Origin of the sequence: Tessaracoccus rhinocerotis, from assembly GCF_007197885.1 — a bacterium.
Classification (GTDB): domain Bacteria; phylum Actinomycetota; class Actinomycetes; order Propionibacteriales; family Propionibacteriaceae; genus Arachnia; species Arachnia rhinocerotis.
The window spans coordinates 278,908-291,689 of sequence record NZ_VKKG01000006.1 but is presented as its reverse complement, the minus strand read 5'-3'; the positions used below and the strand labels follow the sequence as shown (position 1 = coordinate 291,689).

Below are 12,782 nucleotides of genomic sequence, written 5' to 3'. Positions count from 1 at the left end.
CCTCGCGGCGACTACTCGATCAGCGGGCCCCTCCACCGCCGGTCGAGTAGCCGACGAGGAACGAGTCGGCGTGTCGAGACCGAGACCACCCCCGCTGCCAGTCGGACGGCCGGTCAGACGACGCGGCGCATCCAGCCGTGCTTGTCCTCGGCGCGGCCGTACTGGATCTCCAGCAGGTGCTCGCGGATCTCACGGGTCTTCACACCCGGGGTGCCGTCGCCGACCGCCTCCTCGCCACGATCGGGCGAGTTGAAGCCGACGATGGGGGTGATCACTGCCGCGGTGCCACAGGCGAACGTCTCGGTGATGTGGCCGGAGTCGAGGCCCTCCCACATCTCGTCGATGGACACGGGCCGCTCGACGGGTTTGAGGCCGTGGTCGGTCGCCAGCGCGAGGATGGAGTTGCGGGTCACGCCGTCGAGGATCGAGCCCAGCGCGGGGGTCACGAGCTGGCCGTCGGCGGTGACCAGCATGAAGTTCATCGTGCCGCACTCCTCCAGCCACTTGTGCTCGGCGCCGTCGGTGTAGAGCACCTGGCCGCAGCCGTGCTTGGCCGCCTCGTTCGCGGCGGCAAGGCTGGCGGCGTAGTTGCCACCGCATTTGGCAGCGCCGGTGCCCCCCTTGGCGGCGCGGGTGAAGTTGGGGGTGATCCACAGCTTCACGGGCTCGGGGTAGTAGGCGCCGGCCGGGGTGGCGATGACGGCGAAGATGTAGCGGTGCGCCTCGCGCACGCCCAGGTACGGCTCGTCGGCGATCATGTACGGCCGGATGTAGAGGCTCTGCTCGTTCACGCCCTCGGGGACCCAGTTCTGCTCGAGCTCGACGAGTTCGGTCACAGCATTGAGGAACGTCTCCTCGGGCAGGACGGCCATCTCGAGGCGCTCGGCGGAACCCATGAAGCGGCGGGCGTTGCGCTCGGGACGGAACAACCAGATGGAGTCGTCCTCGCGGCGGTAGGCCTTGAGGCCCTCGAAGATCTCCTGGCCGTAGTGGAGCACGGCCGCGGCGGGGTGCAGCGAGAAGTCCTCGGTGGCGATGAGGCGGGGATCGTGCCAGCCCTGACCCTCGGTGTAGTTCATCACGGCCATGTGGTCCGTGTAGAACCGCCCGAAGCCGGGATCTGCGAGCGCGGCGTTGCGCTCAGCCTCCGAGGTGGGGTTCTGGCTGCGGTTGAGAACGAATTGACCCATGGGCTTCAGAGTAGTCTGCAGACACTTGGTCCGCGATGGCCGTCCGCGCTCGCCCCACGGGATGTTCGACCAGTGGTTCTGCGCCCGTTACCGGGCCCGGAACCACTTGTTCATCCGTTTCGAGGTTGCCCCGGGGGCGGGTGGGTGTCCGGGATGCGAGAGTGGTTTGCATTTCTGAGAAACCTGAGAGAATCTTGGACGGTCCGGGAAGGGAAGTGGTTCGGTGCGCAAGCTGCTGACGCGAGTCACCACTGCAGTGGTGGCCACCGCAGCAACCCTGGGCGCTGCCCAGGCGATCGCCCTGCCCGTCGCCCCTCCCCCCGTCGCCCCCGTCAGCGGCATCCCCACCCCGTGCGCGGTCACCTTCGAATGGCCGGGCGACGACGTCGGCATCGACGCGATCGCCGCCCAGATCACCGCCAACTTCGGCTTCAAGCTCGCCGGCACCCAGTGGACCGAGGACAACCGTGCCTCCATCAAGATCCTGTGGGAGACCCTGGACGCCGTCAGCTGCACCGACTACATCACCAACCTGCAGGCCAAGGTGAAGGGCAACGTCGGCCTCAACGCCAACCGGATCTCCGGCTGGGCGTGGGGCGACTGGAGCCTCACCAAGGGCAGCTACGTCACCCTGGACTTCGCCAAGTTCGCCAAGGCGCTCGACGCCGGCGACGAGGGTCGGCTCGTCCGCCTCGTGATCCACGAGATCGCGCACGTGCTCAACTCCGACCGCCACTCCAACCCCGCCTACTGGCAGGAGTTCGGGGACCTGTTCCGCAGCGAGGGCCGCTTCGGTGACTACGCCGGCAGCTCCAAGTCCGAGACCTTCGCCGACGTCGTCGGCTACTACGTCGGCCGCTGCGCCCTGAACAACCCGTACGACACCGGCGAGTTCGCCGGCTACTACGAGTTCGTGAAGGAGGAGGTCTTCGGCGGCAAGGAGTTCGGCCCCGAGCCCGGCGTGAGGCCGGAGTGCGCCGTCCCCGACGCCGGCGCCGAGGAGCCCAAGCCCGGTGCCTCCGAGGCCGACGACGCGATCAGCTGGATCGAGGCCGTCTCCGACGAGTGACCCGTCGCGGGCCCGACCGAACAGCCGCGCTGCGTGCCGGCGACGATCGAGCAGGGTTTGCGTCCCGACGGGGCACGGGCGGAACTAGGATGAGAGCGTCGCTCAATCCAGGAGGTTCAGTGCCCGAGGTCAGCGCCTACGCGATCGACTCCCCCACCGGCTCGTTCGCCCGCACCACCATCACCCGCCGTGAACCGGGGCCCACCGAGATCTACTTCGAGATCGCCTACGCCGGGATCTGCCACTCCGACATCCACACCGCGCGTGAGGAGTGGGGACCCGCCCGCTTCCCGCTGGTCCCCGGCCACGAGATCTCCGGAACCGTCACGCGTGTCGGCTCCGAGGTGACGAAGTTCCAGGTGGGCGACCGGGTCGGCGTCGGCTGCTTCGTCGACTCCTGCGGCACCTGCCCCGAGTGCGAGGACGGCCAGGAGCAGTTCTGCACCGGCGAGGGCGGCACCGTCGGCACCTACAACTCCATCGGGCGCGACGGCCTCCCCACCGCGGGCGGGTACTCCACCGGCTTCACCGTCGAGCAGGACTACGCCCTCCACATCCCCGACGAGATCTCCCTCGAGCACGCGGCCCCGCTGCTGTGCGCCGGCATCACCACCTACAGCCCGCTGCGCCGCTGGGGCGCGGGTCCGGGCCGACGGGTCGGCGTCGTCGGGCTCGGCGGCCTCGGCCACATGGCGGTCCAGATCTCCGCCGCGCTCGGCGCCGAGACCCACGTCCTGTCCCGCACCCGCTCCAAGGAGGCCGACGGTCTCGCGCTCGGCGCCGTCGCCTACCACGCGACGTCGGAGGAGGGCACGCTGAAGCGCCTGCGCAACTCCTTCGACCTGCTCATCTGCACCGTCTCCGACGGCATCGACACCGACGCCCTGCTCAGGACGCTGGACACCGACGGCGCGATGGTCGTCCTGGGGCTGCCGTCGTCGCCCACCAGCGTCGGCATCGGCAACCTGATCCACCGCAACCGGGCGCTCGCCGGCTCCAACATCGGAGGCATCCCCGAGACCCAGGAGATGCTCGACTTCTGCGCGGGGAAGGGCATCCGGCCGATGGTCGAGGTCATCGGCGGCGAGGAGATCGACCGGGCCTACGACGACGTCGTCGCCTCGAAGGTGCGCTACCGCTACGTGATCGACGCCGCCACGATCGGGGCCTGATGCGGTGACGGCACCCTCCCCCGCCCGCGCCACCCCGGCGGCGTGGGGTCTGTTCTCGATCGGTGTACTGGCCTACGCCGTCGCCATCATGCAGCGCACGAGTCTCGGGGTCGTGGGGATCCACGCCGCGGAGCACTTCGGCACCACGGCCGGTGTGGTGTCGACGTTCGTGGTGGTGCAGCTGGCCACCTACGCGCTGATGATGGTCCCGGTCGGGATCCTGCTGGACCGATGGGGATCGCGGACCGTGCTAGCGCTGGGGACCGCAATCATGGGCGTCTCGCAGGTGGTGATGGCCACGACGGAGTTGCTGCCCGTGGCGATCGGCGCGAGGATCCTGCTGGGGGTCGGCGACGCGGGCATCTTCACCGGTGCGCTGCGGCTGCTGCCGTTCTGGTTCCCGCCGCGCCGGGTGCCGCTGCTGCAGCAGATGGTCGGCCTGATGGGGCAGCTGGGGCAGGTGGCCTCGGTGGGGGCGCTGCTGCCGATGGTGGCGCTGTCCGGTTGGCGCCCGACGTTCATGTTCGCCGCCGGCGTCTCCTTCGTGATGGCCGTGGTGGTCTACCTGGGCATCCGGGACGTGCCGGAGGGCATGGAGCGCGCCCGCAGCGGCGAACGTCTGCGGGAGATGCCGCGCGAGCTGGCCGCCGTCGCCCGGCACCCCGCCACGACACTGGGCTTCTGGATCCACCTCACCGGAGGGTTCGCCGCCAACACCTTCGTGATGATGTGGGGCATCCCGTTCCTGGTTGTCGGCCAGGGACTGAGCCAGACCACCGCGTCGGCGCTGTTCATCCTGACGGCCGTGATCGGCGCGGTCTTCGGACCCCTCATCGGCTGGCTCACCAGCCGCCACCCCCTGCGCCGCAGCACGTTGGCGCTGCTGGTGATCTGGGCGAACCTGGCCTGCTGGGTCGCGGTGCTGTTCTGGCCGGGACCCGCACCGTTCTGGCTGCTGATCCTGCTGGTGGTGGCGACGGCTGCCGGCGGCCCCGGCACCGCCATCGGCCTGGACTTCACGCGCACCAACCTGCCCGCGCACCGGCTGGGCGCCGCGAACGGGATCGTCATCACCGGTTCGTTCTCGGCCAGCACGTTCGCGATCCTCGCCATCGGCATCCTCGTGGACCTGATGAGCGACGGCGACGGGTACACCGGCCAGCAGCTGCGCTGGGCGATGATGGTCCAGCTTCCGATCTTCGCCGTGGGGCTGGTCGCCATCCACGTCAGCCGCCGCAGACTGCGCCACCTGATGCGGGAGCAGGGCACGATCGTGCCGAGCTGGCGCGAGGTGCTGGAGCGCTACCGACGCCGCTGACCGACGCGGCGCAATTCGCCAGCGTCGGATCAGTTCGCCAACGTCCCGGCGCGAGTCAGAACAACCCGGGCAGTTCCTCCTCGGGAGGGGCGTAGGCCGGGTCGACGCCGTTGAACAGCTTCGAGACGGAGCGGCCGCTGTGAATGCGGTCGATGGCGTCGGCGAACAGGGAGGCGACACTCAGGGTGGTGAGCCCTGGGAAGTCCTCGGGTGCCGGCACCGTGTTGGTGGAGATCACCTCGGTGATGTACTGGCTGCCAGTCAGCTTCTCGACGGCGTTGCCGGTGAACAGGCCGTGGGTGCACACGACGGTGGCCGACGTCGCCCCGAAGTCGACGAGCCGGTGCACGATCTCCACCACGGAGCCACCGGTGGCGATCTCGTCGTCGAGGACGATCGCGGTCTTGCCCGTGACGTCGCCGACGATGGACTCGATGACCACCTTGTCGTCGGCCATCCGCTGCTTGTTGCCGGCGGCGACGGGCAGGCCCAGCAGTCGCGCGAGGAGGGTGGCCTGCTTGGCGTTGCCGAGGTCGGGGGAGACGACGATGTGGTTGTTCAGGTCGCGTCCGCGGAAGTGCTCAGCGATCACGCCGAGGGCGGTCAGGTGGTCCACCGGGACGCTGAAGAAGCCGTGCACCTGTGGTGCGTGCAGGGCCATGGTCAGCACGCGGTCCACGCCGGCGGTCTGGAGCAGGTCCGCCACGAGCCTGCCGCCGATGGAGATGCGTGAGGCGTCCTTCTTGTCCGAGCGGGCGTAGGCGTAGTGCGGCATCACCGCGGTGATCTGCTTCGCTGACGCACCCCGAGCCGCGTCGACCATCAACAGCAGCTCCATCAGGTGCTCCTGCGTGGGCGGCACCAGTGGCTGCACGATGTAGACGTCGCGCTGGCGGCAGTTGGCGAGCAGCTGCGCCTGCAGGCAGTCGTTGCTGAACCGTGAGATCTTCACCGGCGAGCGCTCGATACCGAGGTTGCTGCAGATCTCGTCCGCCAGCGCCTCGTGCGCGGACCCGGAGAACACGACGATGTTCTTCAAAGAAGCTCCCTCCAACGGGTTGCGACCACAGTAGCGGCCACCGGCCCAGACGTGCGCTGGTTGCTCGTCGCTGTCTGGATCGTCCCGCCCGTTGAACCGCGCCGATCAGTTCGCGCCCGTGCTATTCGTTCGCGCCCGCGCTGTAGGACGGGCAAGACCGAACAGCACGGGCGCGAACTCCTGCGGGCCGCAGACTCCCGGCCGCGGCGGCTGCGGCCGTTGCTCGCGACCGCGAGTGGCTCGGCCGGACCATCCCCCGAGTGGCCCGGCCGAGGGTCTCATCGGATGGTGAAACGGACGATGTTGTTGAACCTCTCGGCCAGGACGAAGCGGATCCCGTCTGGGGTCTGGTCCAGCACCTTCGTGGTGACGTAGGAGCGGCAGCCGTTGCGGCCCGAGATCGACGTGTCGCACTCGGTGCGCCAGCCGCGGCCCTCCTCGTCGACCCACGAGGCCGTGTGCCCGAGCGGATTGTCCCGCCACATCGCGCGCGGCGAGGCCATGTAGGTGAGGTTGTTGAACACCCAGCCGTTCACCTTGTGGTAGCCACCGGGTCCGCCCTTGATCTGGGTGCCCCAGATGTAGGTCCAGCAGCGGTGCGTGACGGAGTACGGCTCGCAGACCGTCATCCACTTGCGGCCGCCGGACTCGTGGTAGCCGGGGGTCTCGTAGAGGTCCTGGGGCTCTGCCGTCCTGGTGGCCGTCACCGTCGGCGCCGGTTCCGGGGCGGCGGTCCGGGTCGACGTCGCCGTCGCGGTGGTGGTGGCGGTGGCCGTTGCGGTCGCCGTCGTCGTCGTCGTCGCGGTGGCCGTGGCGGTGACAGTGGGACTCGTGGTCACCGTCGGCGTGGCGGTGGTGGTGGTCGTCGCCGTTGTGGTCGCGGTGGCCGTGACGGTGACGTCCGGCTCCGGCGTCGGGCTCTCCGAGGGCTCCGGAGTTGGCGTCCCCGAAGGCTCCGGCGTCGGGCTCTCCGAAGGTTCGGGAGTCGGCGTCTCGGACGGTTCCGGCGTCGGTGCGGCGACGATGGTGTCGGTGTCGCCGTCGGAGTTGTTCCCGGGCGTGACGTCCTCGCCGCCGGCACCGTCGTCCGCAGCCGTTGCGGTGACGGTGACGGTGTCGCCGGGCGCCCCGATGACCTCGACGGTGAACGTGCGGGTGACGCTCGACTCACCGGCGAGCGTGAACGCCGGCCAGCTGACGGTGCCGCCGTCGTGGGTGCCACCGTCGGAGGCGGAAACGAAGGCCAGCCCCGTGGGCAGCGTCACCGTGGTCGCCACTCCCGTGGCCCCGATCGGGCCGGAGTTGGCGACGGTCACGGTGTACTCCACCGTGGCTCCCTCGACCACCTCCGCCAGGCCGTCGTCGACGGTGACGTTCAGGTCCGGGCGCTCGACGATGGAGCTGGCGCAGTTGGCCAGCAGCGCCTCGAGCACCGGCTCCGGGTCGTCACGGAAGGCGTTGATGTCGAAGAACGCACCCCCGGACTGGGTGGCCAACTCCTGGTAGGAGACGGTCTGCGCGTTGATGTTGATGATGGAGTACAGGATGATGCCGGCGTCGGCGAGCGCCTCGTGGGCCATCTCGTCGGTGGTTCCGGAGCGGCGCTGCGCCGGCTCGTCGCCGATCAGCACCAGGCACTTCCCGACGCCCGGGCGCCAACCCACCGAGGCCCGCGAGGCCATGACCACGCCGTCGATCCCGAGTTCTCCCCCGTTGGAGGTGTTGAGCGTGTTCGTGGCCGCGACCACGGCGTCCAGGTCGTTGGTGGGCGGAGTCTTCATGAACAGGCCGTGCACGTTGGTGGGCATGCCCGCGACACCGATCTGGTGGTCCAGGCTGTCGGCGAGCTGCTCAGACATGGCCACGAGGTTCTCCCGCATCCGCTGCTGGTAGCTGCCCATGCTGCCGGACTCGTCGACGATGAAGAAGACGTCACCCGGGGGTCGCTGCGCGGAGGTCAGCGCGGTCGTGTTGGACCCGACCAGGTGGACGCGGGTCTCGGTGGTCTCGGCCGAGAACCGGCCCTCCGGACCGACGAACGGCAGCCGTGCGGTCACCTCTCCCCCGACGTTCGACGCCACGGTGGCGGTGTTGCCGTCCACGTCCAGCCTCACCTCGGCGCCCTGCACGGGTGTCCAGTCGACGGCGTCCAGCACGATGGCCCGGACGTCGACCGCACCGTTCCTGGCCGTGCCGGGAACGGCGTGGACCACGACGTGGAGCGGGCGCTTCTCGACGGTCACCTGCGTCGCCGCCTCCACCGCGCCGCCGTCCTTGTCCACCACCCGCAGCGTGGCGGTGTACTCGCCGGCCTCGGTGTAGGTGTGCGGGAGCCGGATCCGGGCGGTCGTGCACTGGGGCACCTCGACGACGTCGCTGCCGTCGCCGCGGTCCAGCAAACACTGCAGGGACTGGGCGTCGAGCGACCCCGCGTCGCCGACGGTGATGGTGTTGAACGGGATCTCCTGGTCCACCCAGGTCGTGGTGCTCCCCGGCATGCTTGCGGTCGGGGCTGCGTTGGCCACCTCCACCTGCTGGGTGTCGGTGGTGGTGAACCCGTAGGTGTCGGTCTGGGTCAGCGTCACCTCGTAGGTGCCGTCATCGGTGTAGCGGTGGTACGGACTCAGCGTGCCCTGCATCGTCGCGCTGCCGTCACCCCACGTCCACTCGCGGTGCACCACGGCGGAGTTCGACGGAACGGTGCTGGCGTTCGTGAACCGGGTGTTGCCACCTTCCACCGCGCCGGCGGCGGAGGTGAAGGCAGTGGTCACCTGCGGCCCGACCACCATCTGGGACAGGGAGCGGGAGCTCGTGTTGCCGGTGGAATCGGTCACCGTCAGGGTGACCTCGTACAGTCCGGGGCCGGCGTAGGTGTGGGTGGGGCTCGGCTCAGAAGACGTGGCGCCGTCGCCGAAGTCCCACACCCGAGACACGATGTCGGAGTCGCCGTCAGGGTCGCTGGACAGGTCGTGGAAGGTGACCTCGGCGTCGCCCACCTGCCCCGTCCACGCCTCGAGCTTGGTGGTCCTGACGTGGTTGGCGCCACGGTTGGCCAGCACGTCGAAGCGCAGCCACCGCGCCTCGACAGGCGCGTCGAGCTCGATCTCCTGCAGCTCGGCGTTGTCCGCGAGTCCACCGTCGAAGACGGTGGTGAACCCGCTGGTGCTGCCGCTGCTGGAAAGGCCGAAGCTCACGTCGGCCGGCCGGTAGGTCCTGGACCCGTCGGGCTGCACCTTGATCCGGTCGACCAGGTACGGGGCGCCCAGGTCGAAGGTGGCCCACTGGTTGTTCGCCAGTCCGGTGGCCGTGAACCAGCCGGTCTCACCGCTGGGGTAGTCGACGTCGATCAGCTCCGTCGCCGAGTACTGGGTGCCGTACTGGCTGGACCAGTTGACCGCCGATGCACCGTGCTGCACCAGCGCCATGTTGGTCCCGCCGTTCGCGGGCCGCGGGTTGAACGCCGCCACCGGGGGTCCGGTGATGCCGACCTGCGCGGTGACGACCTCTGACACGACGCCGAGGCTGTCGGTGACGCGCAGGGCGACGGTGGCGCTGGTCCCGAAGACATGGCTGGGCGAGGGTTCGGTGCTGTCGACGTCGAAGGTCGAGCCGTCGTGATCGAAGTCCCACTCCAGCAGCGCGATCCCGTCGGCGTCGACGGAGGTGGAGGTGAAGGCGACCTCCTGGCCGGACCTCGGGTCGGCCGGTTCGAACGTGAACGACGCGACGGGTCGGTCCGTCACCGTCACCTCACGGCTGGTGCTGGCGGACATGGCGTCGCCGTCGGTGACCTCGAGGGTCACGGTGCGCGTACCGGCCGCCGTGAAGGTGTGGGTGGGGTCCTGCAGGTCGGAGGTGGCGCCGTCTCCGAAGCTCCAGGCCCAGGCGACGAGGTCGCCCTCCGGGTCGGTGGAACGGTCGGTGAAGGTGACGGGCTCGCCGATGATCGCCAGGCCGGGCACGTGGGAGAAGGCCGCGGTGGGTGCGCCTGCGTCTGAGGTGGCCGGGTCGCAGTCGTCGTCGATCCCGTTGCCGCCGATCTCCGCGGCGCCGGGGTGCACGGTGGCGCTGGTGTCGTCGCAGTCGACGTTGGCGTGCCAGCCGTCGCCGTCGGCGTCGGCCTGCATGGGCACGACGACCCACCGGGTGGTCGCGAAGTCGCCCGACGGGTCGGTGCTGACGGCCACCACCTGCCGCGGGGAGTCCGCCGTCGCGGTGACGGTGTGGCTGGTGCCGGTGGCCGCGGCGACGCCGTCCACGGTCCAGACGGTCTCCAGGGTGTCGGAGTTGGCGTCGTACGGGGTCACCGTGAACTCCTGCTGGGCTCCGACGACGAGTTCGACGTCACCGTCCCGCGGCGTCTTCGCATTGTGGCGGGGAGCGGTGTTGCCGCCGGTGACGTTCACGACGGCGTGGTCGACGGTGCGGCCGCCGCCCTCGCCGGTGCCGAGCGCGCTCACCACGTGCCTGCCGGCGGTGAAGGTGTGCGAGACCTGCGCACCGGTGGCGTCGTCGTGGACGCCGTCGCCGTCGAGGTCCCAGGCGACCGAGACACAGTCCGCGCAGACGGCGCTGAGCGTGAGCGCACGGGTGACGCTGGCGCTGTAGGGGCCGCGGGCGTCGAGGGCGGGAGCGGCCGCGAGGCCCTGGACGGCCACGACCTCCTCCAGCGTCTGGACGATCGGGATGAACTCGTTGTGGAGCTGCACCCAGGCGGCGCCCATCTGGTTGTTCGCGGTGGTCTGTCCGTTCAGCAGCGCCGGGACGTTCTCGAACTCCCGGTCCAGGTCGACGCCGACGATGGCCTCGGCGAGGCTCGCGATCTCCTGCTCGTCCAACCCGGCGTTCAGCAGTTCGCGGCGGTCCTCGTCGGTGAAGCCGTTGGCTGCCACCTCGGACTGCAACGTCTCCCACTGTGCGATCACGGTGTCGACGCTGGGTGAGGTGCGTGACTGGTTGTAGTAGTTCTGGGCCGTCGTGGCCTGCGCCGACTGCACGTCCCTCAGCGCGATCGCGTAGTTCTGGACGGAGCGGGCGTGCATGAGCGCAGCGGCCGGGTCGTCGTCGATCTGCGCCCCCTGGTACTTCTCGAGGGCGCCGAGGAAGGCGGCGGAGAGTGCCTTGTCGTGCGCCAGCAGCGTGGCGTGGTCGAGCAGTGACGCCTCCCCGAGGCCGCCGGTGACGGCATCGAAGGTGTCCACCGGGGCGGGCACGCTGGGATCGGCGTAGTCGAAGTCCGGCGGGTCGGCCGCGATGCCGGAGTAGTTGAGCGCCTTGTCGAGGATGGTCTTCACCACGGCGGCCCGCAGCTCGGTGGCCCCTAGGATGCTGACCGTGGGGCACCACGGCGTGACGGGCATCGGGGACCCCTCGATGCCGGGATCGAGCAGGCAGTAGAAGTTGAGGTACCTGCCCATCCGCGTCTTCAGGTCCATCGCCTTGAGGTCGCGCACGGTCTCGACCGCGAAGAGGACGAAGTACATGGCGGCAGTGCCGGTCCAGTACGCCGACTGCTCGCGGGCGCCGTCCTTCATGGCTGTGATCGCCGCGCTCGGCAGCGGGGGCACGCCACCGGGGTACTCGACGGTGAAGGCGTTGGTGAGGATGGAGTCGAAGCCCTGCTCACCGTTGCTGCTGTCGAAGACGCCGTCCTGGCAGGTGTCCTCCACGATGTCGTAGGTGCCTTCTGGGATCTTCCCGCTCGGGCCGGTGAAGCCGATGATCTCGTCGAAGAACAGGCCGCCGCCGGCCTGGCTCATGATGGTGTTGGGTTCACCGCTGACGTCCGTGAGGGTCGCGCCGGTACCGGTGACGGAGCCGGTGGGCACCACGTAGATGTCCGAGGCGGTGTAGATCTGGTCGCAGTTGCGGGTCAGCACCCCCTGCTCGATCCTGACGACGGCGTTGCCGCCGAACCCGGTCCGGTTGAGCACGAAACCGGTGGCGTCGGCCGTCGCCGTGGTCGGTTGTGCGCCGACCGTTCCAAGCACCAGTGCCGAGGTGGCCAGCAATGCCGTCAACCCGCGATTCCTGCTTGACATCTTCATCCCCCTGCCCCCGAGGGGCTCGTCCCGCGCGGGTGGTGCCGTCCGGCCCCGGTCCGCTGCAAACATTCGGTTCTCAGACGGCCAAGAGTCCCCCGCCGTCGTCCTGATACACCTCAGCTGAAGCGCACGATGTTGTTGAACACCTCCGTGCGCACGAATCCGAACCCGTCCGCGGTGCGCGCCGCGACCTTGGTGGTCACCCAGGAGCGGCAACCGTTGCCGCCGGTGACCGGCGTGTTGCACTCGGTGCGCCACTGGCGGCCCTCCTCGTCGGTCCATGAGCCGGCGCTGCCCAGCGGGTTGCCCACCCACAGCGACTTCGGCGACGCGACGTAGGTGAGGTTGTTGAACACCCAGCCCGCGGATGCGAGGAACCGGTCACCGCCCACGTGCTGGACCCGGGTCCCCCAGATCCAGGTCCAGCAGCGGTGGGTCACCGAGTAGGGCTCGCAGGCAGTCATCCACTGCCTGCCCGCCGACGTGTGGCGTCCCGGCGTCTCGTAGAGGTCCTTCTCCACGGGCGGCGGCGTCACGGTCTCGGTGGTGGTCACCGTCGGCTCCGGCTCCGGTGTCACCACTACGGTCCGCGAGGCCGTCGCCGTGGCGGTGGCCGTCGAGGTCGCGGTGGTGGTGGCGGTGGCCGTCGCGGTGACGGTGGCCGTCGTGGTGGCAACCGGCGCGGTGGCCGTGGCCGTGGTCGACGACGTGGCGGTGGCCGTGACCGTCGTCGTAGCCGTGGCGGTGGTGGTCACCGTGGCGTCAGGGTTCGCGGCACGCACCGTCGGCGACGACGCGAGCAACACGCCCAGCGCCGACAAGGCCGTGAGCACCACCCATGCACCGAGCGCAACTCCCCGCATCCCCAACCCCCCCCCTGAAACCAGCGGATGCCCGCACCGGCGGGCACCTGACTGCTGAAGCCTAGGGCTGGGAGCGCGCGGCTATCG

8 protein-coding genes are annotated in these 12,782 nt (G+C 69.8%); 4 read left to right on the top strand and 4 right to left on the bottom strand.

Annotation, left to right across the window (positions count from 1 at the left end; genetic code table 11):
- Window positions 1-113: 113 nt before the first annotated feature.
- Entirely contained in the window at window positions 114-1,190 is a 1,077-nt protein-coding gene (locus FOJ82_RS14635; protein WP_143939222.1) for a branched-chain amino acid aminotransferase, read from the bottom strand.
- Between the two features lie 223 nt (window positions 1,191-1,413).
- On the opposite strand from FOJ82_RS14635, the gene FOJ82_RS14630 reads away from it, so the two are divergent.
- The 3 genes from FOJ82_RS14630 to FOJ82_RS14620 all read left to right on the top strand — a co-directional run bounded on the left by FOJ82_RS14630 (window position 1,414) and on the right by FOJ82_RS14620 (window position 4,749).
- Complete coding sequence (locus FOJ82_RS14630) at window positions 1,414-2,259, top strand: hypothetical protein (protein ID WP_143939221.1); 846 nt, start codon at window positions 1,414-1,416, stop codon at window positions 2,257-2,259.
- A gap of 89 nt (window positions 2,260-2,348) precedes the next feature.
- Entirely contained in the window at window positions 2,349-3,431 is a 1,083-nt protein-coding gene (locus FOJ82_RS14625) for an NAD(P)-dependent alcohol dehydrogenase (RefSeq protein WP_185975825.1), read from the top strand.
- A gap of 4 nt (window positions 3,432-3,435) precedes the next feature.
- Entirely contained in the window at window positions 3,436-4,749 is a 1,314-nt protein-coding gene (locus FOJ82_RS14620) for an MFS transporter (protein ID WP_143939219.1), read from the top strand.
- Window positions 4,750-4,804: 55 nt separating this feature from the next.
- On the opposite strand, the gene FOJ82_RS14615 is transcribed toward FOJ82_RS14620, so the two are convergent.
- From FOJ82_RS14615 to FOJ82_RS16345, 3 genes are all read right to left on the bottom strand, one after another.
- Window positions 4,805-5,788, bottom strand: coding sequence for a ribose-phosphate diphosphokinase (locus FOJ82_RS14615; protein ID WP_143939218.1), 984 nt, complete (start codon window positions 5,786-5,788; stop codon window positions 4,805-4,807).
- A gap of 278 nt (window positions 5,789-6,066) precedes the next feature.
- Window positions 6,067-11,829: a PKD domain-containing protein gene (locus FOJ82_RS14610; protein ID WP_185975824.1), complete on the bottom strand. Its 5,763-nt coding sequence runs from the start codon at window positions 11,827-11,829 to the stop codon at window positions 6,067-6,069.
- A gap of 119 nt (window positions 11,830-11,948) precedes the next feature.
- Window positions 11,949-12,386 carry a hypothetical protein gene (locus FOJ82_RS16345; RefSeq protein WP_185975823.1) on the bottom strand — a complete coding sequence of 146 codons (438 nt, stop codon included), beginning with the start codon at window positions 12,384-12,386 and terminating at the stop codon, window positions 11,949-11,951.
- Here FOJ82_RS16345 and FOJ82_RS16340 point away from each other — a divergent pair.
- Window positions 12,379-12,753 (top strand): hypothetical protein, encoded by a 375-nt coding sequence (locus FOJ82_RS16340; RefSeq protein WP_185975822.1) that lies wholly within the window; start codon window positions 12,379-12,381, stop codon window positions 12,751-12,753. The genes FOJ82_RS16345 and FOJ82_RS16340 overlap by 8 nt on opposite strands.
- Window positions 12,754-12,782: the final 29 nt, after the last annotated feature.

Excerpts from the sequence above, each read along its gene's own strand:
- FOJ82_RS14635 (WP_143939222.1), bottom strand. The coding sequence starts at position 1,190 with ATGGGTCAATTCGTTCTCAACCGCAGCCAGAACCCCACCTCGGAGGCT.
- FOJ82_RS14625 (WP_185975825.1), top strand. The coding sequence starts at position 2,349 with ATGAGAGCGTCGCTCAATCCAGGAGGTTCAGTGCCCGAGGTCAGCGCC.
- FOJ82_RS14610 (WP_185975824.1), bottom strand. The coding sequence starts at position 11,829 with ATGTCAAGCAGGAATCGCGGGTTGACGGCATTGCTGGCCACCTCGGCA.